Origin of the sequence: Paenibacillus polysaccharolyticus, from assembly GCF_900102085.1 — a bacterium.
Taxonomy (GTDB): domain Bacteria; phylum Bacillota; class Bacilli; order Paenibacillales; family Paenibacillaceae; genus Paenibacillus; species Paenibacillus polysaccharolyticus.
Genome location: NZ_FMVM01000001.1, coordinates 171584 through 197096, shown reverse-complemented (window position 1 = coordinate 197096; position 25513 = coordinate 171584). Strand labels below are relative to the sequence as shown.

Sequence of the window (25513 nt, the reverse complement as noted above, 5' to 3'; positions counted from 1 at the left end):
AGAGACTGGATTTATGACAACACAGCTTGAATCTCAATTAATGAATGAGGTGTGGTCGTGATGGTACGTAAAACCGTGGAACTCTCCGAAACACAAAAGGGAATCTATTTCGATTGCCAAGTGAATGATCCATCTTCTTATAACATCTCCGCTTCGATACAAATCGAAAGGCTTCAACTTGAAGCCTTTCGACGTTCCATCGAGTTGCTCATGCATGAACAAGTCGTGCTCCGCACGCATATTGAGATACAGCAGGACAGACCAGTTCTGGCGATCCACGATGATATGGAGTACTCACTGATTTTGCGGGATCTGAGTCAAGCTCATCAGGATGGCAAGGAACAGCAACTGGAGGGATACATTGAAGAATGTATTCAGGCTCCCTTCATATTGGAGCAAGGCCCTTTATTTCGCATCATGCTTGTACATATGGACGAGAACACGCATGTTCTTACTTTATGTATCCACCATTTAATCTGTGACGGTATGTCTCTGGAAATTTTTAAAAATAAACTTCTCCATGCGTACACCTGCATCCTGCAGGATCTACCTTTGGAAATAAAGCAGGATCAGGGCTTTATCTCTTATATCGAATCAGAGAATACGAAAATACAAGAGAACAAGTATAACCGTGAGCGTGAGTTCTGGTTATCCAAAATGAACGGTGCAGAGCCCCTGGCACTGCAGCATGACTATCCGGCTGGCGGTTCACAGACCGGTGTGGGACATGAGCTACGTTTTGATATTCCAGAGGTGTTGATGGCGGATATTACAGAGATGTCAAAGGAACATGAGGTTACGGTATTTATGTTTTTCATGGGGGCATTCAGTATTCTCTTGAATAAATATGCAGGCAAAGAGGATATCACGTTTGCTTCTCCGTATTCCCATCGTCCGGATATCGAATTGGAAGAAACGATTGGCTGTTTTGTACATATGTTGCCGATGCGGTTCCGGATTGACCTTGAATCTAAATTTGGTTCTCTCCTTGAGCAAGTTACTGCAGCCTGGATCGATACGTATAAACACATTGGATATCCTAATAATCTAATTGTCAGAGACAGTATGTTGCAGGTGCAACCAGGCTCACCATCGGTATTTGATATCTCCTTTGTGTATGACTCATATGAGGAGGATGTGCCAGGAAGCCAGCTTGTGGAACAGGATAAGGTTACTTTCCCAGGTGATCTGATGGTTGTATTGAACGGCACACCTCAAGGTACACAGCTGAAGCTGCAATATAAACCGAATGTGTTTCGAGCAGACTCCATTGAACGAATGGGTCAGCGCTTCTTATTCCTCATGCAACAGCTGGTAACTGCACCAGAGAAGAGCATTGGTGAATACAGCCTGCTGATGCAGGAAGAGCAGGAGCAATTGCTGCATCAATTTAACCAAACTTCATATTTTCCCTACACTCCGCAGCATATCATCGATGTTTTTCATACAAAAGTAACAAAGCACCCAGAACGAGTCGCTCTGCTCGAAGGAAAAGAAAAACAAACCTACGCACAAGTTAATGCAAAGGCCAATCAATTGGCAAAACAGATCATCGCACGGAAAAAGACCGAAAACGAGGCAGTCGGCGTACAAATGCTACGTTCTTCCGATCTGGTCATCGCCTTGCTGGCTGTTCTGAAGGCTGGATGTGCTTTTGTTCCCCTAGACCCTTCCTATCCGGTATCCAGAAAAGCCTACATTTTATCCGATGCGAATATATCCACCGTTATTGCCATCCGGCCAGAAGCAGAGGATGACTCGCTTCCGGCTCACTATATCTACACAGAAGATGGGATGGTATACACGGGAGACAGCTCCAATCTCGAAGAGCCTCTAGATCCTTACAGTCTCGCCTACATTATGTACACGTCAGGATCAACGGGCAAACCTAAAGGGGTCATGATTGAAAATCATAGTGTGGTCAATACATTGCTTGATTTGGAACGTCGTTTTCCAGTACAAGCGAGTGATGTGTATATGTTAAAAACGGCGTATACCTTTGATGTATCCTGTACAGAATTGTTTGGTTGGTTTATGGGTGAGGGAGCATTAAGTATTCTGCCGCCAGGCGAGGAGAAGAACCCGGACCAGATATTGACTACAGTAGCTGAACATCAGGTGACTCATATCAACTTTGTGCCGACGCTATTCCGTCTTTTTCTCGAGACGATGGAACTTCGTTCTGATCTCTCAGGACTGGACACGCTGAAATGGGTATTTGTAGGCGGAGAGGCCGTCACACCCGATATCATTAAAAAATTCAACCACCTGAATATCCGGGCAAGCCTGGATAATGTATACGGTCCTACGGAATGTACGATATGGGTCTCCCATTATCCATTGAGTGCCTATGAAGGGCATGGAAACATACCCATTGGTTCCCCATTGAACGAGTCCAGATGGTATGTCGTTGGAAGCCGGGATGAATTACAGCCTTTGGGCATTCCGGGGGAACTATGTCTGAGCGGTGTAGGTCTTGCACGCGGATATTTGAACCTGGAAGAAATGACAAGGGAAAAATTCGTTCCTAACCCTTTCTTTGACGAAGAGAAGGACCCTGAGTATTTCAGAATGATGTACCGCACTGGGGATATGGTTCGCTCCCTGCCAAGCGGAACGATTGAATACCTGGGGCGCATTGATTTTCAGGTCAAAATTCAGGGTGCAAGGTTAGAGACAGGTGAGATCGAAAATACTCTTTCATCCTACTCGGGAGTCATTCAAACCGTCGTTGTGATGAAATCCTCCGATACAGGGTCCGGTTTACTGTATGCCTATTATTTGTCGGAGCAGGAATTGCCTGTGGCTGAGCTGAGAGACCATTTGTCCAAATCTCTGCCAGCCTATATGATTCCATCTGTTTTTGTACATAAATCGGAGTTCCCACTCAATAGTAGCGGGAAAATTGATCGCAATGCGCTAATTGCAGATACCACGCATATTCACACTTCAAGCACGGCTTACGTTGCTCCAGCCACGGAATTAGAGCGGCAGATTGCATCGGTATGGGCAGAAGTGCTCGGTGTCGAGAAAGTCGGGAGAGATGATCATTTCTTTGAACTTGGTGGCAATTCATTTTCCGTTATTCAGGCTCATAACCGATTAAAGCATCGTACTGATGTGGATTTCCCAGTGCCCCGCTTTTTTGAGCGTCCTACACTGCGGCAGTTTGCAGCATTGGGACAGAAACAGGAGACAGCACGGATACCGATGTTGCGAGAAGAACGTTTTGGACGGAAAGCGGGTATTCTACGTGATGATATTGCCATTGTAGGGATGTCCGTGAATGTACCCGGAGCAGAGGATATTCATGAATTCTGGCGTAATCTGATGGCACAAGAGGAGAGCATTCATTTTTACAGTGATGAGGAACTGAGGACACTCGGTGTAGACGAGGCATTGCTGCGTTCTCCTCGTTATGTTAAAGCCAAAGGGCGAGTCAACGGGATTGAGGAGTTTGATGCTGGCTTTTTCGACTATACACCTGGCGAAGTTAAAATGATGTCCCCTCAGTTCAGACTCATGTATCAGGGAATATGGGAAGCATTTGAGGATGCTGGGTGCAGACCTGATGAAGCAGGCAAAGTCGGCGTTTTCCTCGGTGGATCGGATGACTTTGAGTGGTATCGACAAGTGCTGTTCGGGGATGCGGGATACAGCAGCAAATATGAAGCATTTACTCTCAGCACCAATCATTTTTTGGCTACACGCATGGCCTATAAGTTGAACCTTAGAGGTCCTGCTTATACAGCTCTTACGGGATGTTCAACGTCTTTGGTTACTCCACATCTGGCATGCCAGTCTTTAATCGTTGGAGAATGTGATGTCGCTGTGGCTGGTGGAATTACAGTAGAGCTGCCGAATGAAGGTGGCTACGTGTACGAGGATGGCATGATGTTTGCCTCGGATGGCCATTGCCGTCCATTTGATGCAGCTGCAAGCGGCACGGTGTTCTCCAATGGGATGGGGATCGTGGTGTTGAAGCGGTTAAGTGATGCATTGCGAGATACAGATCATATTTATGGTGTCATTAAAGGTTCAGCCATTAATAATGACGGTCAGGAGAAGCTTAGCTTCCTTGCACCAAGTGTAAGCGGTCAGGCAGAGGTCATTCAGGATGCGTATCAGGCAGCCGGAGTTGATCCCGAAACGGTTAGTTACATTGAGGCGCACGGCACAGGCACACTTTTGGGTGATCCGATTGAAGTTGAATCGTTGACACGTGCTTTTGCTTCCGAGAAGAAGCAGTTTTGTTATCTTGGCTCAGTAAAAGGCAACGTGGGACATATGGATACAGCGGCTGGCGTTGTTGGTTTGATTAAGGTTGCACTTAGTCTTGATCAAGGATATATCCCGGGTACCGCCAATTATGAACAACCGAATCCGAAGATTGATTTTGCAAGCACGCCCTTCAAGGTCAACTCGCAGGGGGTGGACTGGAAACCAGGTGAAGCTGGTGTTCTGCGTGCAGGGATTAATTCATTTGGTGTGGGAGGCACGAATGCTCACATGGTATTGGAGGAGGCTCCAAAGATGGACAAGTGCAGTCCGGATGATGATGTCAATGTAATGATTTTTTCAGCCAAAACAGAGTACTCGCTGAGCCGCACCGCTGAACAAATTATGGAGCATCTCGCGCAGCATCCAGAGCTATCCATTTCGGATGCAGCGTGGACATTGCAGACCGGTCGAACGGATTTTGCTTATCGTAAGGCACTGGTCCTGGATAAAAGCTGGAAAGATGATCCCGAGCAATGCATGCGTCAGCTGGAGAAGGCAAAAATGGTTCATTCGCCGCAAGATCGGCGCCCGGTTTATTTTATGTTCCCTGGGCAGGGCAGTCAGTATCAGGGCATGGGTGCAGCATTGTACAAATCGACAGAACAGTCAGGCATTGCGCCGCTGTTCAAGAAGCATGTACAGCAGATTGTGGATCTGCTTCCTGAAGAAGAGCGAGAAGAGATTCTGTCTGTTGTATACGGTGATCAGCATCCAGAGCGAATGAACCAGACGGAGTACAGCCAATTTGCGCTATTCATGACCAGTTATGCCATGGCTCAATCCTTGATTGATCTGGGTATCAGGCCAGATGGCATGATCGGACATAGCATCGGAGAACTGACAGCAGCTGTGGTTGCAGGTGTATTTGATCTTGCAGATGCTGTACAGATCGTAAGGCTACGGGGACGTTTGATGCAGCAACAACAGCCAGGTGTCATGCTCGCCATCATGGAGGACTCTCCGTTGGTAAAATCTCAATTGGAAGAAGGTACGTGGCTGGCTCTGGTCAACACAACAGGTTCCAGTGTCATTGGCGGGACGGCAGAGGCGATTGACCGAATGGAAGAAAAGGCCGGAAGACTCGGCTGGAAATGCGTTCGTGTAAAAACCTCTCATGCCTTCCATACGCCAATGATGAAGGATGCTGCGATGGAGTTCAAACACAGTCTGTCGACTTATTCGCTACACAGCCCGCGGATTCCATTGCTTTCGAATACGAGCGGAACATGGGCATTGCCGGATGAGATCGTAAGTCCAGACTACTGGGCAAGGCATATTTTAGAGCCGGTATTGTTTGAAGCAAATTTGGCTGAAATGTTAAAGGAAGAACAAGCTGTATTCATTGAGGTTGGGGCAGGACGTACATTAAGCTCGTTTGTGAGACAGCACATTCAGTCCAAGGAAACACAAACCGTATTGAATATGTTGCGTCACGTTAGAGAAACAGAACCGGACGTGCTGTATACAAACCGCAGAATCGCCGAGTTATGGTGCGCGGGCCTTCAGCCGGAGTGGAAAGTACTCAAGGGACAGAACGTGCGCCGCAAATGCTCTTTGCCAACCTATCATTTTGATAAGCAGCATTATCCAATTGGCCAGTCGCTTATGGGTGGTTCGACGTTGGAAGGAACAAGCGGTAGTCGACATACATCTCAGTCGAGTGAACAATATAGCAACACGTCTCTTTCCGTTGCGGGAGGTTATGCAGGCAGTCTGGAGGCCATGAAACGGGTTGTTCTGGAGGCGTATGAAACGATTTTTGGCATAAACGACCTAGAAGAGCATGTTAATTTCTTCGCCGTTGGTGGAGACTCGCTCAAAGCAGTCAGTTTGTCCGCATCGATTCGGTCTTCCATCGGGATTCAGGCAGAGGTTGCGGATGTGTTTAACCATGCTACACCAGCCCAACTGGCGGAACATCTCTTTGCAATGGTTGAGCCGCAAGTACAGAAGCAGAACATGATTGAGGCTGCGCCGATAATGGATGCCTATCCGATCTCATCTGCGCAGATGCGTATGTTCACTCAATCCATGCTGGATCCAAATAGCACGGCGTATAATTTGCCTTCGGCTACTCTGATCGAAGGAGATTTGGATCATGCCAGAGTAGAGGCTGCACTGGAAAAGCTGGTGCAATGTCATGAAGCGCTTCGAACGACGTTTGCAATACGCGGAGATCAGGTGGTGCAGATGGTTCATGCATCCGTTCCTTTAGATTTCAGCTTTACCGAGCAGTATTTAGCCGATGAACAAGAGACTGCTGCTTTGATTCAGACGCTGATTCGTCCTTTTGAGCTTCATCAAGCTCCACTCATGCGAGTGAACCTGATTAGAACAGGAGCGCGCAAGCATCTGTTGTTCTTTGATATCCATCATATTATTGCGGACGGTACTTCCGTTGAGTTGATTACACGTGACTTCAATGCACTGTATTTTGGGGAGGAACGCACTGTCCGGTTACATTACAAAGATTATGCGGTCTGGCAACAGCAGCGTCTTACCTCTCAGGCATATCAGCCGCATCAAACATACTGGCTGGAACGGTTGGGTCCAACACCGCCTGTACTGCAGCTTCCGCTTGATCATGATCGTCCAGTACAGCGAGAGATGAAAGGTGAACGAGTTCATTTCACGTTGAGCCACTCGTTAACGGAGCGATTGCACAAGCTGGCTTCATCCACGGAAGTTTCCATGTATATGGTGATGCTCAGTGTATGGAATCTTCTGCTAGCGAGTCGAACAGGTCAGCAGGACATCATAGTCGGGACCCCCGTAGCGGGTAGGTTACAGGAAGAATGGAAAGAAACCGTCGGGATGTTTGTGAATATGATTGCCATGCGGAATTATCCAGCATCAGATCGGACCTATACCGCTTTTTTACAAGAGCTGAAACAGCATACACTCGATGCTTTTGCACATCAGGAGTATCCATTCAATGAGCTTGTAACGCAGCTTGGACTTAAGCGGGAACTGAACCGTAATGCCATCTTTGATGTGTGTTTTGATTATCAGAACATGGAACTGCATGATCTTGAACTTCATGGACTTCAATTCAGTTCTATTCCTGTGGAGACCGGAGTCTCAACCTATGACCTGTTGCTGACATGTCAGGAGAACAGGGAACATCAAGTCATCGAAGGATACATTGAATATGCGTTAGACCTGTTCCGAGGAGAAACTGTTGAGCGTATGATTCAGGACTTCATTGAACTATGTGAGCAGGTTGTAAAGCAGCCGGATGCACCTTTAGGCAAACTGTATGAACGAGTCCAGCATGCTTCGGGAGCTGAGGTTCATCGGTTAGCGGGACCCATTTTGCATTATGATCATACCCTGAGCTTGCATCGTTTGTTTGAACTACAGGCAGAACGTACACCAGACAAAACTGCACTTATTGTATCTTCAGGCAAGGAACTTACCTACCTTGAGCTTAATGAGCGAGCGAATGCGTTGGCTTGGAAGCTAATTGATCGAGGGGTACGTAGAGATGAACCTGTAGGCATATTAACTGGCCGGGATGAAACTCTCATTATTATGTTGATCGCAGTACTCAAAGCGGGTGCAGCTTACCTGCCTATAGATCCAGCATTTCCACCGCAACGTATTCTGGACATGATGCAAGATAGCAAGATGAAGTTGCTACTGTGCACTGCTAATGAGGCCAATGTCGTGGCTTTTGAAGGCGAACGCATCGTTTATGAGCCTGATTTTGCTGACGAACGTTCAACTATTAATCCGAATGTGGACGTTCTATCTTCTGACTTGTCTTGTGTCATCTTCACCTCTGGATCCACCGGAAGGCCTAAAGGGGTAATGATTGCTCACGATGCGATGGTCAATTTTGTGGAAGACATCAGGCAACGAAACATTTTTGAATATGAAACAGATCGAATGATTAGTGTAACAACGGTATCTTTTGATATTTTCGGATTTGAAGTGTGGGCACCATTGTGTACAGGGCATTCTCTATATTTGGCAGACGAGCAGGAACAGCTTGATCCCGTTCTTGCCGCGCGCCAGATAAGGCAGCATGGCGTAACGCATATTCTCAGCACGGTATCCCGGATTAAAGCGTTTGTTGAAAATTCGGAATTTGCGAAGGTACTTTCTCATCTTCGGTGTGTTCTTACCGGAGGAGAAAGTGTTCCGGCAGGACTTCTGATGGATATTAAAAAATATTCGTCTGCCCGTGTCTTTAATATGTATGGCCCTACCGAAACGACGATTTGGTCAACGACCAAAGAGTTGCAACAATCTGGACTCATCACGATTGGCAAACCTATTGCTAATACGGAGCTTTATATCGTGGATGAAGAGGGTGAATTATTGCCTCCCGGAAATTATGGGGAACTCTGCATTGCAGGCCGTGGGGTGTCCAGAGGTTACCTGAATAATCTGACCGAAACGACTGCCAAGTTCATTGACAATGCAAAGGTTCTGGGTGGACGTATGTACCGGACAGGTGACTTGGCTCGTGTGTTGCAGGACGGGGAGGTCGAACTAGCAGGACGTTTGGATCAGCAAGTGAAGATCAGAGGATACAGGATCGAATTAAACGAGATCGAGCAAATGGCTATGAGCTATGAACGTTTGAGAGAAGCCGTCGTGAAGGTCGAAGGAAACCAGCCTGAGCAGTTGCAACTGGTGCTCTACTACAGCTTGAAGCCGGACATAAGTGTATCGAATATGGAAGAGCAGGACACTTTGCTCAGGTCTTGGCTGAAACAGAGGTTGCCACAGTATATGATGCCTTCACGCATCATTCGTCTAGACAAGCTGCCAGTTCTGCCGAATGGCAAATTGAATCGGAATGCCCTTCAATGGACTGACTTTGGAGCGATTGAGGCGATCGAAGCTAATGAGAAGCCAGCTCCATCTTTAATGGCTGGTTCTTCTTCTCCAGTGGGAAGAGAACAGGCTCGCAAAGAGCTGGAACAGATGCTGGTTGAAACATGGAAAGAGATGTTGAACCGGGATCATGTCGGAGTACAAGAGCACTTTTTTGATATTGGCGGTAACTCGCTAGGTCTGATCTTGATTAATAACCGGTTAAACGCTTATCTTGGGAAAAATATTCCGCTTGTGCAGTTGTTTGAACACTCTTCCATTACTTCTCTCGTTGATCATCTGATGTCTGAACAGATGTTAACTTCGGTGGATGTCCCTGTTCAGAATAAACATGAGCAAGAACATGTATCCGGGGAATCCATCGCGAGTACGAGCACTGCGGTCAAACCTGATCCTTCAATGATGCAAGAAAGAGTGATAAACATCAAAACAGATGCCGATGTGACCAGCAGGAACAGAAGCACTTCCCCATCGGATATCGCTGTTATAGGTATGGCCGGTCGTTTTCCAGGATCAAAAAATATCGAGGAGTTCTGGGATAATCTGATGGCAGGTAAGGACGGCATTACCCGACTGACTGAAGAAGAATTGGCAGCAGCAGGGGTGCGGCCTGAAGAGTATAAACATCCTGAATATGTTCGAGCCAAAGGCGTTTTGCAAGATACCGAGTTTTTTGATTCCGGATTTTTCGAATACCCGTATCAGGAGTCCGATATGATGGACCCGCAGATTAGACTGCTTCATCAGTGTTCCTGGGAAGCGCTTGAACATGCGGGCTGTGATCCATACCGGTACTCAGGTTCCATCGGTTTATTTGCCGGAAGCGGATTGAGTTTACCATGGATGGTTCAATTCCTGGGTCGTTCAGGTGATCTGCTGCAAGCTTTTGAAGCGATGACGCTGAATGAGAAGGATTATATTACGACACGTATATCTCACAAGCTGAATCTAAGAGGGCCAAGTATGGCTGTGCAGACGGCATGCTCGACCTCGCTCGTCGCGATTCATCAGGCAGCAGAATCACTGATCCGGGGAGAATGTGACGTGGCTCTCGCAGGGGGAGTGTCTATCTCTTATCCGCTCAAAGAGGGGTATCACTGGCATGAAGGCATGATCTATTCCAAGGACGGGCATTGCAGAGCGTTCGACGAACAGGCCTCAGGTACGGTTTCGGGGAATGGGTGCGGCATGGTTGTGCTGAAGCCGCTTCATGATGCTTTGCGCGATGGGGATCAGGTCTTTGCGGTGATCAAAGGCTCAGCGATTAACAATGATGGATTGGATAAAATCGGATATACTGCGCCAAGTGTTACCGGACAGGTGAAGGTCATTCAAACCGCACTTGACCGCTCGGGGGTGTCTCCACAGGAAATCAATTATGTGGAGGCACATGGGACAGGCACCAAGCTCGGTGATCCCATCGAGATCGAAGCACTTAGACAGTCCTGGGGAACGGATAAACGTAATTATTGCGCCCTCGGTTCGGTCAAAGCAAACATCGGTCATCTGGACGCTGCAGCTGGTGTTGCCGGATTTATCAAAACCGTTCTAACGTTACATCACCGAACAGTTCCGCCGCAGATTTATATGGAAAGAAGCAATCCTATGCTGGAACTGGAACGCAGTCCTTTCTACATTAATCAGGAGCCGCGACACTTCAAAGATCAGCAGGTTCTGCGCGCAGCGGTAAGTTCCTTCGGGATTGGCGGCACGAATGCTCACGTGATTTTGGAGCAACCGCCCGTACGAGAGAGTCAAAGGGTGTATCAGCCTGTACACTTACTCCCGTTCTCGGCCAAGAGCGAATCCGCTCTGGATCGAACGTATCATTCGGTTTTACAAGCACTCGAAAAAATGCCGGAACAGATGCCGAGCGCTGCTTGGACATTGCAAGAGGGAAGAAGCCGATTTAACTATCGTAAAGCTCTTGTCGTTGTGGATGGCTACGTCCCTTCGCAAGATCAGGTGGAGGAACATGAAGCACAAGCGAGTGTGAACCAGGGGGATAAGCCTAAAGTAATGTTCTACATCCTCGGGGATGTTTTATGGAAACCACATGTGATTCGGGAACTTTATGCTTCCAGGTATCGCAGTCTAGTGTCTGAACGATTCAAGCAGCACTTTGAAGAAGTACTGAGCTTTTTTGAAGCCAAGGAACAGTATGCACTTCGTCAAAGTATAGGCAGGCCAATTCGGGATTCAGACCTGAAATTTATGTATTGCTTTGTGGTGCAGTACGCTCTGTTTGCAACGTTGATTGAGTCAGGGGTTAAACCGGATGGAATGTGTGGAGAAGGTGTCGGTGAACTGGTCGGACAGGTCATTAGCAATACGCTTGAGTTGGCTCATGCAGTGCGTCTCTTATATAGCCGTGAAGATTGGCAGACACAAGAAGGTGCCTTGTCTGAGGCAATGAGTACGATCGACACATCAAAGAATTCTTTACTATCTGCGGAAAAGATACTTTGGGTTACAGCCTGTCCGCTACAGAACGGAGAGCTTGTAGACAACGATATATTGAAGGATGCGCAGGTTATCTCTCTTACTGGAGATCGTTCCAGCTCGCTTGAAGCCGATGTCTATTTCATGAAAACAATGGGATATTGCTGGTGCAGAGGCATCGAACTGAATTGGGCACATATTAACGGACAGAGCTCTGGGCATAAGATATCTCTCCCGACTTATTCGTTCGATCCAATCGTTCATAAGCATGATGTTCCGCTGTACCTGCTTACGGGTGTGCCTCAAACTGCGGCTTCTCTGACTTCATCACCAGAACAGGCGAACACAGGTAAGAGTAGAGTCCGTTTGAATGTGGATGAAGTATATGACACCACTGCTCAGCTCTGGCAAGAGTTGCTTGGTTGTGAATCAGTGAACTCCGAGGATGATTTCTTCCAGCTTGGTGGACATTCCCTCAAAGCTATTACTCTGGCATCCCGAGTCAAGGAAACATTCGGAGTTGCTATGGGACTAGAGGATGTGTTCGATCATTCTGTCCTTGCCCGTATGGTGGCATGGATTGATCAGCAACAAGACAATGGGGTGGATTATTCGGGATCAGGAGACAGCATTTTCCCAGCAGCATACAAAGATCGATACAAGACGACTTCTGCGCAACGAAGAATGTTCGTGGTACATGAATGGATGCAAGGCGAGAGCACAGCCTACAATCTTGCAAGTTCGTACCGGTTGAAGGGAGCGCTCGATACGGCACAATTTACAGCGGTGATGGATTCTCTCGTACAGCGGCATGAGGCGTTTCGTACGCGCTTTGAAATGCTTGAAGGTGAACTATACCAGGTCATTGAGGATCAGGTTTCAAGTGTAGTGGAGTTGCTGGAACTTGAAAAAGAAGAGCCGGAGCAGCAATTGATGCAATGGCTGCAACCATTTGATCTGACCCAGGCACCACTGGTTCGTGTAAAACTTGCCCGCCTGTCCGATGACGAACATATTCTGTTCATAGATATGCATCATATTATCTCTGATCAGAGTTCCATCGCGATTCTTATGAAAGAATTTGCCCGGTTATATAGTGGGGAATCTTTAGAACCATTATCGATTCAGTACAAGGACTATGCTGAATGGATTGATCAATCTACATCAGACGGGCATGTTGCCGAAGATGAGGCGTTTTGGCTTGAAGAATTCAAGGATGTGCCTGCGTCTGTCGAATTGCTTACAGATTACCCGAGACGTGGAGAACTTTCTAACCAGGGTGGCCGAATTAGCAGTGAGTTTGGAGAACAGTTAAGTGAACAGATTAATGATTTTTGTGCAAAACAGGGATTGACTCCCTACATGTTATTCATGGCGGCTTTAAATGTGTTGATCTCCAAATACACGGGACAGCATGATCTGGTCGTTGGCACAGCTGTAGCCGGAAGAGAGAAGCCAGAACTGAATAACGTCATGGGTATGTTTGTAAACATGCTCGCCATTCGTACTATGTTAGACAAGGATCAGCCTGTTGAGCTTTATCTGAACGAAGTTCGTAGCAAGCTGTTATCCTGTTATGAACATCAGCAATATCCATATGAAGCGTTGGTTGAGAAGCTTGATCTGATGGGTGATGGGAGCCGTAATCCACTTTTCGATATTGTTCTTAATTACATTAATATGGGTACGGATGAGCTTGAAGCAGGGACATTACAAGTTGAGTCCTGGATGGATGGAAAGGTGGATGCCAAGTTTGATCAGACCTGGACGGTCGTTGAACACCACCAACAGTATACGCTTGAACTGGAATATCGTTCTGAATTGTTCCATGCACGATCCATGGAAATGATGATGGACAAGTTCCGGTATATCTTAACTCAAATGGTCACAGGAGAGGTAGAGCGGGTTCGTCAGATCAAGCTTACTGTGCCTGAAGAGGATGAATGGCTGTTGTTCGGTGTCAACGACAACCACATGGACTATCCGCGGGAAGCAACAATTCCCGAACTATTTGAGGAACAAGTTCAATTACATCCACAGAAGACAGCCTTGGTGTGGGGGAACGAGGAGTGGAGTTATGCTGATGTGTATGCACAGGTTCAGAAGCTTGCATCTCGCATACTCGGACAAGACGTGGCATCAGGCTCAAGTATTGCTTTGATCCTGGACCGCGGACCGATCCAGATGATCAGTATCCTTGCTACACTAACCATAGGTTGTCAATATGTACCAATTGATCCGGCATCACCGCCGGCTCGCATTGAGTTTATTTTACAAGATTGCAATGCGTCTATACTTTTGAGCGAAGAATCGTATGTCTCGGCATGGAAATCAGCGGTTCCACGTGTCATGATTCCGTCCACAGAACTCGAATCGTTTGTTTCAGGAGAGTATGTAGAGCCTATAGTCCAGCAGATAAAGACTGTTGCAGTCGATCCGGCATATATCATCTATACGTCAGGCTCGACCGGAACGCCAAAAGGCACGGTCATGAGTCACCGCAATGTCATTAAAGTGATGAAGCAAAGCAATTTTGTGACAGTAGTGCCTGAGGATCGGGTATTACAAGTTTCCAATTATGCGTTTGACGGTTCGATCTTTGATATTTTTGCTTCCTTAATTAATGGGGCTACCCTGGTACTTATTCCAAAAGAGATCATTCTCGATATGGCACGTCTGGCGGCAGTGATTCGTCAGCAGCAAATATCAGTATTTTTCATTACAACCTCGTTGTTTAATATGCTGGTGGATTGGGATGCAGCATGCCTGAAGCATGTTCGCAGAGTGATGTTTGGGGGCGAAGCGGCATCCGTGAGCCACGCAAATAAAGCAATGGCATGTGTCGGACCAGGCGTACTGTTAAATGGATACGGACCGACGGAAGCGACTTTCTTTGCCTCCTATTATTTACTGGAGCAAACAGAGCCGTATACCGACTCTCTGCCTATAGGTTATCCATTGTCCAATACAGCTCTATATGTTCTGGACGAGGATATGAATCCTGTTCCTGCCAATGTGCCAGGCGAGTTATATATTAGCGGGGATGCGGTAGGTATTGGATATTTGAACCGGGAAGAGCTGACTTTAAAACATTTTATAGCTGATCCTTTCCGCAAAGGCGAACGGATGTACCGGACAGGAGATATCGTCAAGCGTCTACATGATGGCCGTTTGATCTTTATTGAACGATCTGATTTTCAAGTGAAAATCAGGGGGTTCCGAATTGAGTTATCGGAGATCCACAATTGCTTGGAGCAACTTCCGGGAATAAGGGATGCTTTTGTGATGACAGCGACAGATGCATCTGGAAGTTTATATGTCACTGCATTTTATACATGTGAATCCAACATCTCACGAACGGTTGATAATGTTCGAGCAGAGTTGCACAAGCGGCTGCCTGAATACATGGTACCTGCACAGATCTGGCGAATGGATCATCTGCCTATTAATGCTAACGGCAAGGTGGATCGGAAGGCTTTAGCCGATCTGGTAGAAGCGCAGTCCGTTCCTACAGCGACAGATTCTGTCCTGACGGAGATAGAGCAAAAAATCCTTGCAGCCATGAGAAAGGTACTGAGTAATCCGAACTTTGGCGTAACCGATCATTTCTTCCAAAATGGTGGACATTCGCTTAAAGGTATCGCACTCACGCAAATTTTGTCAAAAGAAGGAATTGCCATCAGTGTGAGCGAATTATTCCAATATCCTACAGTTAGAGCGTTAGCGAATTCGCTGGAAATGCTGAATTCTCCATCCAGTTTATTCGAAGAAAGCCTGCAAATTCAGTCCCCTATCGCTGTTCCCCAAGACATATCACTTCATGAGAAACAATTGGACAGCCTGGTATCACATGTCTTGAATAATTGTAATCAGGTTTCAAGTTTCATGGCGGGAACGCCTGTCATTGGTTGCTTCCCACTATCTCCAATTCAACGAGCACATGCTTCTACAACTGCACGAGCAAGCGGTTTTACAACCATATTGGAGGGTAATTTAAATGAATTTACTGTGAAAAGACTGATTCTCGGGGTGATTGCCCGTCATCAGTTGCTACACAGCATTATATATGAGGAAGACACGTTACAGTGGCATCAGTGTGATTTGTCCGAAGCAGCAGATATGTTGCAACAACTCATTCCATATCTTGATGTTCGTCACTACGCCCTTGCTACGCTGGAAAAAATGGAGCACAAACTAATTCAGTCGCTATTACACAAGTCGCATACACTCGATGGATTGCCATGGCGTCTGTGTATTCTGCGAACAGGAGCTAGTAAACACAAACTGATTTGGAGTTTCGATCACCTTGCCTTTGATGGCATGAGCGCTGAGATCATTAAGCAGCAACTTGAGTCGGCAATTGCCCGTAATCAGCGATCTGGAATGATCGCTGCAGAAGGTTCATTGGAGATACGCAAATATGAGGATTATGTAAACATGCTGTCTCGAGGGCCTGTTAACATCACTGAGCATGAACTCGAGGAGCGGTATTCCATTCAGGCTTGGCAACATTGCAATAGTAGCGTTATGAATCAACTGTTAATCACCACAGGCGAGTCAGCGCCTTCAGCGATGACGGTTGAAATACCGCGTACAGATATTACAGACCAAGATCTTAATGAGTCCTGGTGGAACTATTTTAAATCCTTTGCTGGCATTATCGCTTCTTATCTGAATGCGAAAGAGTTGCCTGTTGCGCTTGTGCATTATGGCCGAGAGTATGGACAAGAAACGTATTATGATCACGTAGGTGAATTCCTCGATCTGATTCCGATTCTTGTGCATGCTGATTTTGCTCAGGAAGATTTGGTGGAACGCTTGGACTTCACGAAACGACACAGCATTAACTTTATGGCGCTGACAGATGAATCGGTCATGACGTCTCCGTATTCCAAAATTCAAAGACAATTGGCTACAGCCTACAGACAGACGGGTCAGGAGCCAAGGAAACTTATTTTGTTCAACTTCCAGGGCTTTATCTCCAGCGAGGAGACCATCCCAGAGTTCGAACAGATCGATGACTCCGGGTCTAATCCGAGCCTCGCATACATGGAATGGGTCATTCGATACGATGAAAATTCTGTGTACGTGCACCTGGGGTGTCATACAGGTCTGGATACGGAGCGCTTGAAACAGCAGATTGAGGAGCAACTCGGCAGTTACGTGAATGTAAAAGTGAAAGTTCATAATGAGGCAGCGGAGGTGCAACATGTCCAGTAAATCCATACAACGAGGGCCGGAGTTGATTGTGCCGGAGCATTATGCAACAGTTGCTGAACTTCTTATGTATATCGCTGACAAACATCCGGATAAGGGAATCACTTATATCAGTTCATCCGGGGAAGAACAGTTTGAATCGTATCCTGAGCTGCTGAAGCAAGGACGTCTGTATCTTCAAGGCCTGCTTGAGAGCGGGTTAACTAAGGGACAAGTCGTTATATTGGAGATTGATCATTCACAGCAGTTTTATCGTACATTTTGGGCTTGTATTCTGGGCGGCATTATTGTCGCCCCGGTCAGTCCTCCTGCCTCCTGGGAGCCGGGTTCAGCTGGTCTGGAGAAATTCACGAAAATATGGGGAATCCTCGGGAAACCTGTGGTAGTCGTAGAAGAAGCATTTTTGCCAAAATACGAACAGCTTACTGAGAGTCCAATTTTTGAGGGATTGAACTGCATTAGCGTTAGCAAGCTTCAGACAAGTTATACAGTTGCCGAAATAAGTCTGACTGCTCCTGAAGAGGTCGTATTTCTACAGTTTTCGTCAGGAAGTACAGGTATCCCTAAGGGAGTACAGTTAACGAATCGTAATATTATTGCGAACAGTATTGCATGCAAGACCTTCCTTGGTGCTGAAGAAGGAGATAACGTGTTTACTTGGCTGCCTCATACGCATGACATGGGAATGTTCGGGCAACACCTAACGACTGTACTAAGCGCTGCTAATTTAATGGTTATGTCTCCGTATACCTTTGTACGATCCCCTTACTTGTTCCTACGCAAAATTACGGAACATCAAGGGAAGTGGTTTTGCTGCACAAACTTTGGTTTTGAATGGATGGTTCAAAAGATCCCGGATTCCAAACTGGCTTCGCTTGATTTGTCTTCGCTGCGCATGGCCCTAAACGGTGCCGAGCCCATATCGACCAAAGTTATTGAACGATTTGCTCAAAAATTCAGTTCCTGTGGTTACCGCACGGATATGATGTTTCCTGCTTACGGCATGGCTGAGGCAACTGTGGGTGTGTGTACCTGGAGGTTGAAAGAGGAGCCGCGCATCGAACAAATATCACGTAAATCGCTTGTGCAACAAGGAAAAGCGATTCCGGTGGATGCCGCTGTTCATGACCCGGCAGATCTGATTGAGTTTGTGCATGAAGGTTATCCCATGACGGGAATCCAGATTCGAATAGCCGATGAGTACGGCGAAGTTGTCGATGAGCGCACGGTGGGTGAAATCCAGATTCGCGGGGAATCCGTAACCTCCGGATATTACAATCTGCCAGAAGTCAATCGAGAGCTATTCGTGGACGGATGGCTGAAGACGGGGGATCTCGGTTTTATGGCGGAAGGTTCCCTTGTTGTAAGTGGACGAATCAAGGATATCGTTTTCATCCGTGGTCAAAATCATTACGCACATGATTTGGAAGAAATTTTATATCAAAATGGCAGTATTCCAAGAGGCAATCTGACGGTTGTGGGACATTTCAATAACATTTCCCAAACGGAAGAACTGCTTGTATTTGTAAAATATAAATCGAACACTCCGCAGTTTCTGGAAATAAGGCAGGACTTAATAGATCGGATGAGGGCTGGTCTAGGAATAGAGATTACTCATGTTCTTCCAATTAAGGTTATTCCGAAAACGACTAGCGGCAAAGTTCAGCGTTTTATGCTGAGAAACGAGTATGAGGGCGGTGCATTTAACAAGGATATCGAGGCCATTGAAGCCATGCTTCTTCAAAACCAATCACAGTCCATTGGGGAGAGCGTTCATCCGTTAACCTTGGAGCAGACTGTGCGTGGGGCTTGGGCTGAGGTTCTACAGTTACCTGTGGGGAAAGTAGCGACGGATATTTCGTTTCTGGCACTAGGGGGAAATTCCATTCTTGCCTACCAATTGCTTGACAAGCTGTCTGCACACATGGGACGTGAACTGGGACAGGAAGTACTCGTCTTTGGCAGAACGGTACAGGAAATGGTCGAGTATCTTCAGGAACTTCCCGAAGAGAACAGGTCACTCGAAAATGAAATACGCCCGGATAATCAGTTGAACGTACACCGAGCGATTGCAATAACAGGGTTGTCCCTTCGGCTTCCTGATGCAGATACACAAGAGGAGTTCTGGAGCAATCTCGTTCAAGGATTGGACAGTGTGGATCAGGTGAGTCCGGAACGAGCTGTACGCTCCAAACGGCCGGATTGGACAGATTGGATTGGAGAATTAAAGAACCCGGATACTTTTGACCACGAATTTTTTGAAATGCCGACGGAACAAGCTGCATTTATGGATCCGCAGCACCGCAAATTGCTGGAGGTTGCCTATGAGGCGCTCGAGGATGCAGGCATGATCGTGGATCAGGAGGAAAAACGTGATGTCGGTGTATATGTTGGTATTAACCCCAGCTCCTACTTTGATCTCGTTGTAGATTACATGAATCGTAGCAAGGGATTCGAGGTGCACTCTCATGCGATGGTTGGCAATATGTCCAATATCGCAGCGGCATCGATCTCACACTTATACAATTTCACGGGCCCGGCGCTGGCCATTGATACCGCTTGTTCTTCCTTTCTCGTAGCCTTGACGCAAGCAGTGGCAGCGATTCAGGACAAACGTATCTCTGGCGCAGTTGTAGGCGGAGCAAGCATTTTGGCAACACCTCATGTGCACCAGTTATCACGTAATGCGGGAATATGCTCTTCTACACAACATACCAAGGTGTTTGATCAGGGAGCTGATGGTTCGGTTATTGGTGAGGGTGCAGTAGTTGTATACCTGGAGCCGCTAACAGAGGCAGTTCGCGCGAATAAACATATCTATGGCGTGATCCGTGGTACAGCGGTGAATAACGATGGGTACTCTTTAGGTATTATGGCACCTAATCCTCAGGGGCAATATGAAGTGTTACGAGCTGCATATAACGATGCCAATCTGAATCCAAAAGAAATCTCGTATATCGAGGCGCATGGATCAGGAACAAGAATTGGAGATCCCATTGAAGTGAATGCGTTACTCCGTCTGTTTCAGGAGAAAGGATACGGCGAAGGCACCTCTATCGGTCTAGGCTCGGTCAAAACCAATATAGGACATTTATTCGCAGCATCCAGTGGAGCTAGTCTGGCCAAAGTTTTGCTTAGTATGCAGCACAAGGAACTTCCTCCAAGTCTGCATATGAATAACCCTAATCCAGCTCTTCGCCTGGATCAGTCTCCTTTTTATATCGTTAATGAGCATAAAGATTGGACGGTAACCGGAGGGAAAACGCGTAAAGCTGGTATTAGTTCATTTGGTCTTGGCGGCACGAATGCCCATATTGTGCTGGAGGAGTGGAATGCACCGGCAGTTTGGAGACAGGACACGGAACGGGATCAATTGTTAACCTTCTCTGCCAAGTCAGAGCAGGCGTTGCAGAAGCTGATTCATAGTACGAAAAAGTATCTGGAAGAACATCCGAATCTCCGACTAACGGACGTGTGCTTCACACGGAACAGGTATCGAAAGCATTACCGTTATCGTGCCGCTGTCGCAGTAAAAGAGACCGGGGAGTGGAGTCAGGAAAGCTTGCAATTTGGCTTCAAAAAGAGAAGCCGAGCCGCCCGTGTCAACATCGTTGTTGGAGGAAATAAGTTGGAACTGGCTGATCAGGAGTATTGGGCGAACCTGCTCGAATCCCTCATGCGTGTCGTACCTTCCATCCAGGAGGTTCGTGGCATTGACGGTGGAGAACAAATGCTATCCCAGCTCAAGCTGAACGATAAGGCGGATTCCACCCAGGCTCCAGATAAGCCGACAATCACGCTGAATCGCAGCAAAATAACATCCGGAAGTATTCAGGATAAAAACTGCCCGATGGCGAGTGCAGATATTGTTGTAATGCTGGCTACTTGTGATGGGGTCGAACCTGCGGGAGGTACAGGCAAAGAGAGTTATATCCATTTGTCTGGAGCGACAACGCTTACTATGGAAACACAATTAGCCTTGTTGCTGGGACAGCTCTACGTGCGTGGTGCTTCACTGGATTGGGAACAGTTGCATCCCGATGGAACGGGCCAGATCGTGCATTTACCAGCGCATCCATTCGAGCCACATGTACATTGGGTAGGGGCGAATCAGGGAACGGAGGTCTTGATATGACAAGAGAAGAGATTGAAGGGTTTATTAAAGGGGAAATCGCTGCCGCACTGAAACAGGAACCTGATGAGATTGATGAAGAAACGAATTTCTTGAAAATAGGAGTTTCTTCCGTTCAGGCACTCAAAATTATAAATCGTACACGTAAACATCTGCAGGTGGATATTAGTCCTGTTGCGTTGTTTGAATACAAGACGATTGCAGAATTCGCTTCATATCTTCATGAATCGCTTCTTCAAGGGGAGGCAGTCGAATGATTGAACTGGATTCGAAACAGGAGCAAGAGATTCTCCATGAAGCCGAGTTATTTGCTACCCGTGAGATTCGTCCTTATGCCCGGCAAATTCAGGAGCAGCAGTCTATCCCCCGCTCGTTAATTCGTGCTATGGCCGAAAGAGGGTATTTAGCTGCATCTATTCCACATGAGTATGGGGGAATGGGTCTTGGTCCCAAAGCATACGGACTGTTAACGGAAGTATTTGGTAAAGCACTTCCGGCGGTTCGAAGCTTATTGACGGTACATACTTCACTGGTGAGCGAAACTTTGGTGCGTTTCGGATCGCCAGATCAAAAGTCGTCCTGGCTGCCCAAGTTGGTCCGTGGGGAATGGATCGGAGCGTTTGGACTGACAGAGCCCGAGGTCGGGTCGGATGCCAAAAACGTAAAGACAACTTGGCGGGAAGAAGAGGACTGTTACGTACTTAATGGAAAGAAAAAGTGGATTACCTTTGGAGACGTAGCGGATGTGTTCATTATTGTTGCCTCCCAAGAAGGGAGGAGTACAGCATTCTGGGTTGAACGTCAGTTTGACGGTGTGCAGACGCAAGCCATCGAGGGTGTAATGGTTGGTGGCGAGACAGGAATCGCTGAAATTGATCTTCATGAAGTTCGTGTGCCCAAAAGCCATCTGATTGGGCGGATGCACGAAGGCTTTGAGTACATCGTAAGCGGTGCGCTTGATCAGGGCAGATATAGCATCGCTTGGGCAGGACTCGCTATAGCGCAGGAGGCTTTGGACTCCATGGTGACCTATTCACGCAAGCGAAAGCAATTTGACCAGAAACTCAGTCATTTCCAGCTCATCCGCGGCATGATTGGTGATGCAGTAACGAAAGTCCATGCAGCAAGAGCGCTATGTTTGCGGGCAGCCGAGCTTAGAGAAGCCAAGGACCCGCAGGCTGTCATGGAAACAACGATTGCTAAATATTTCACATCCAAAATTGCAGTAGAAGTGGCAAATGATGCGCTCCAGGTTCATGGAGCCAATGGAATTAGCAGTGAGTATCCGGTATCCAGACTGTACAAGGAGGCTAAAATCCTGGAGATTATTGAAGGCTCCTCCCAGATGCAGCAGGAGATGATCTCACACTATGGGCTGAAAACCTATTACAAGCGTGGCGGTGGGCTATGACGATCTGCGCATTATTTCCAGGGCAAGGTAGCCAATATATCGGGATGTGCAGTGATCTCTTAGAGAGAGAAACGGAAGTCCGGTTGATTTTTGCCGAAGCGAGTGAGGTTATCGGGTTTGATCTCAGAGATTTGATTCTGGCCGGCTCACTGGAGCAACTGACACAATCCGAATATGCTCAGCCCGCTGTACTTACAGCAAGTTATGCGTTGTTTGATTCCTTCGTTCGCCGGACTGGAATTAATCCAGATTATGCGATTGGTCACAGCCTGGGTGAGATCTCTGCTTTGGTGGCTGCTGGTGCATTAAACTTTGCAGATGCAGTCCGCTTTTCGGCTTCACGGGGGGCATTGATGCATCGTGCAATACAGGAACAGAAGGGCAGAGCAGGAATTGTCGTTGATATGAGTCAAGCAGAACTCGAAAACATCGTTGCCAATATTCGAGAGGTTCATTACGTGACTATCTCGGGGTATAACTCACCTAACCAATTCGTTGTTGCAGGTGAGGTGGGAGGTTTGCGTTTGCTGGATGATCTCGTGGATCAAGCTGGAGGGGAATTCATTCCCTTCCGCATGATGCCTATGAAAGCAGATGCGCCATATCATAGCGAACTGATGCAATTTATCCAGCCTGAGATGGACGAAATGGTATCTAAGCTTTCCTTTACCGAGCCTGCATTTGCGATATGTTCCACAGTGAATGGAGAGTTCATCCAAGCAGCAGAGGATATCCCAAGGTTACTGACAGCTCAGCTGTTGCAGCCGATTCACTGGATTCAGGCTTTAGCGCAAATTCGGCGGGTGGGTGCGAGCATTTGGATGGATGTCGGCCCAGGCCAGAGTGTGAGAAATATGATTGCCGAGTACGACACTTCAATCACTGCCTATTCGTTGGATGATTCGCAGGATCAGTCGAAGCTCCTGGCAATGTATGCGGCAGGGATTCAAACATACCGGGGAGGCGAAGCGCGATGATTACTACAAATATGATGGCGTATAACCAGCGAGTGAAACAACACCTTCCTGGCGGTGTGCACTATAATTTCCATCTTCCCTGGGAGGAGACACCGCTACACTTTGCCCATGCATCCCGAAGCAGGGTAACCGATATGAACGGCCGTGAGTATCTGGATCTCTATGCCCGCTTTGGTGCACTTATTGTAGGGCACGGTAACGAGGAATATAACGAATGCCTTAAGGATACGATTGATCGTGTTCTGTCGGTAAGCCATTGTGATCTGGACGCTGAGGCATTGGAGTTAATCCACCAATATGTACCTTCGGCTGAGATGATCCGGTTTGGGTTATCGGGTACAGAAATTGTGCAAAATGCACTGCGCCTTGCCCGCGCCTGGACAGGCAAAAATCGCTTTGTTCGTTTTGAAGGTCATTATCATGGCAATTCAGATAACATTATGGGCGGTAAAACGCCCAGAACAGGTTTGCCCGTACCTTCGGACTATCCTGGTGACATGAAGGGAACACAGGGAAGGGCAAGGGATGTCATGGAATCCCAATCCTATCTGCTACCTTGGAACGATGCTGCCCGTTTGGAAGAATTATTTGTTGAACATGGTGATGACATTGCAGCAGTAATCATGGAGCCGGTTTGTGTTAACGGAGGCGGAGTCATGCCAGCTCCAGGTTATCTGCAAAGAGTGAGACAACTATGTGATCATCATCAGGTTGTACTTATTTTTGATGAGATCATTACAGGGTTTCGTATGGGACTTGGCGGGGCTCAGGAGATGTTTGGTGTTACGCCCGACCTGACTACGCTGGGAAAAGCGATTGCTGGCGGCGGTGTTCCCGTGTCTGCTCTAGTTGGCCGAGCCGATATCATGAAGCTGCTGGTGGACAAAAAAGTAATTCATGCGGGAACGTTTAACGGTTATCCGTTAGGTACAGCCGCGGTGAAAGCAACGCTCGAAATGCTGGGCCGCAATGGAGGAGAAGCCATGAATCGTATGAATCATCACGCCGAGATGATTCATGACATTCTCACAAGGGAAGCGGCGAAGGTGGGTCTCCCCCTTGTTGTTCAAGGCCCAGCGGGATGCGCTTCCTATCATTGTTGCACCGAAGAACTTAGCAGTACAGCCGATTATACATTTGAATTGATGTCCTTTGATATTTTGTTGAATGGCAAGCTCGCGGAGCACGGCATTCTTGTATCGACACTCTCTCGCATGTATCCGAACATTATGCTGGACATGAAAGATGTGGCCTGGTTCAGCGAGCGTGTCCCTGCGGCGATTGCGGAGATGAAAGAGCTCTACGATGAACTTGTCTAATGCCGCCAGATCAACAGGAAGAGAGGTTAGGTATGCATAATCAGCTCATTGCAATCATTGGCGCAGGCGTTATGGGATGTGCTACAGCACTGGATGTTGCCAGAGCGGGGTATCGGGTCATTTTGCAGGATCATTCAGAGTCCGTGATCCTTCAGGCACCTGATGTCATACGTCGCGAATACCGTTCAGCCTGTTTCTTGAAACAAGGATACGGTGAGGTCCCGCTCGATATCATCATGGATCGAATTTCGTTCCAAATACAGGACGAAGGTGTGGAAGAGGCTAACGTCATTATTGAAAATGTGACCGAAAATATAGAGTCCAAAAAGGAAGTTTATGCGCGTTTGAGTCAAAAGGCCCGTCCAGATGCTCTTTACGCGTTGAACACAAGCTGTATTTCAGTAACCAAGCTGGCCTCTTTTTTACCTGATCCAAGACGCGCCATAGGTGTACATCTGATGAATCCGGTTCCGGTTAAATCGATGGTGGAGGTGATCAAAGGGCATCATACAACACCTGAGACAGAGCAAGAGATGGTAGCGTTTCTGGAGTCTCTCGGCAAAAATCCGGTCGTCATCGAGGATCTGCCGGGTTTTGTATCGAACCGACTCTCGCATTTGTTAATGAATGAAGCAGCCTTTATTGTGCAGGATGGTATCGCTACAGCTGAGCAGGTCGATGCCATTATGAAAAAGGGGTTTAGTTATCAGATGGGCCCGCTGGAAACAGCAGATCTGATCGGTCTCGATACCGTTGTGCATTCGCTTAAAGTGCTGTACGACAGTTATCAGGACCCCAAATTCCGCTGTTGTCCGCTATTGCAGAAAATGGTGGATGCTGGACACTGGGGACGCAAGACGGGGCAAGGGTTCTATGCCTATTAACG

Annotated in this window: 7 protein-coding genes; all 7 read left to right on the top strand. The window is 47.3% G+C overall.

The genetic code is table 11. The features are described 5' to 3' along the window. Positions 1 to 60: 60 nt before the first annotated feature. Genes BLQ13_RS00805 through BLQ13_RS00775 form a run of 7 tightly spaced genes read left to right on the top strand, consistent with a single transcriptional unit; the run spans position 61 to position 25511 of the window. Positions 61 to 16791: a hybrid non-ribosomal peptide synthetase/type I polyketide synthase gene (locus BLQ13_RS00805; RefSeq protein WP_090914997.1), complete on the top strand. Its 16731-nt coding sequence runs from the start codon at positions 61 to 63 to the stop codon at positions 16789 to 16791. Beyond that, complete coding sequence (locus tag BLQ13_RS00800; RefSeq protein WP_167375604.1) at positions 16781 to 20923, top strand: beta-ketoacyl synthase N-terminal-like domain-containing protein; 4143 nt, start codon at positions 16781 to 16783, stop codon at positions 20921 to 20923. The genes BLQ13_RS00805 and BLQ13_RS00800 overlap by 11 nt, the downstream gene beginning before the upstream one ends. Beyond that, on the top strand, positions 20920 to 21177 hold the full coding sequence (locus tag BLQ13_RS00795) for an acyl carrier protein (RefSeq protein WP_090914993.1): 258 nt from the start codon (positions 20920 to 20922) through the stop codon (positions 21175 to 21177). The genes BLQ13_RS00800 and BLQ13_RS00795 overlap by 4 nt, the downstream gene beginning before the upstream one ends. Then, positions 21174 to 22331: an acyl-CoA dehydrogenase family protein gene (locus BLQ13_RS00790; RefSeq protein ID WP_090914991.1), complete on the top strand. Its 1158-nt coding sequence runs from the start codon at positions 21174 to 21176 to the stop codon at positions 22329 to 22331. Before BLQ13_RS00795 ends, BLQ13_RS00790 begins: the two co-directional genes overlap by 4 nt. Then, positions 22328 to 23308 carry an ACP S-malonyltransferase gene (locus BLQ13_RS00785; protein ID WP_090914989.1) on the top strand — a complete coding sequence of 327 codons (981 nt, stop codon included), beginning with the start codon at positions 22328 to 22330 and terminating at the stop codon, positions 23306 to 23308. The genes BLQ13_RS00790 and BLQ13_RS00785 overlap by 4 nt, the downstream gene beginning before the upstream one ends. Then, complete coding sequence (locus tag BLQ13_RS00780) at positions 23305 to 24627, top strand: aspartate aminotransferase family protein (RefSeq protein ID WP_167375603.1); 1323 nt, start codon at positions 23305 to 23307, stop codon at positions 24625 to 24627. The genes BLQ13_RS00785 and BLQ13_RS00780 overlap by 4 nt, the downstream gene beginning before the upstream one ends. A 32-nt stretch (positions 24628 to 24659) precedes the next feature. Next, the gene (locus BLQ13_RS00775; RefSeq protein ID WP_090914987.1) at positions 24660 to 25511 is read left to right on the top strand and encodes a 3-hydroxyacyl-CoA dehydrogenase family protein; all 852 of its coding nucleotides are present in this window, start codon (positions 24660 to 24662) and stop codon (positions 25509 to 25511) included. Positions 25512 to 25513: the final 2 nt, after the last annotated feature.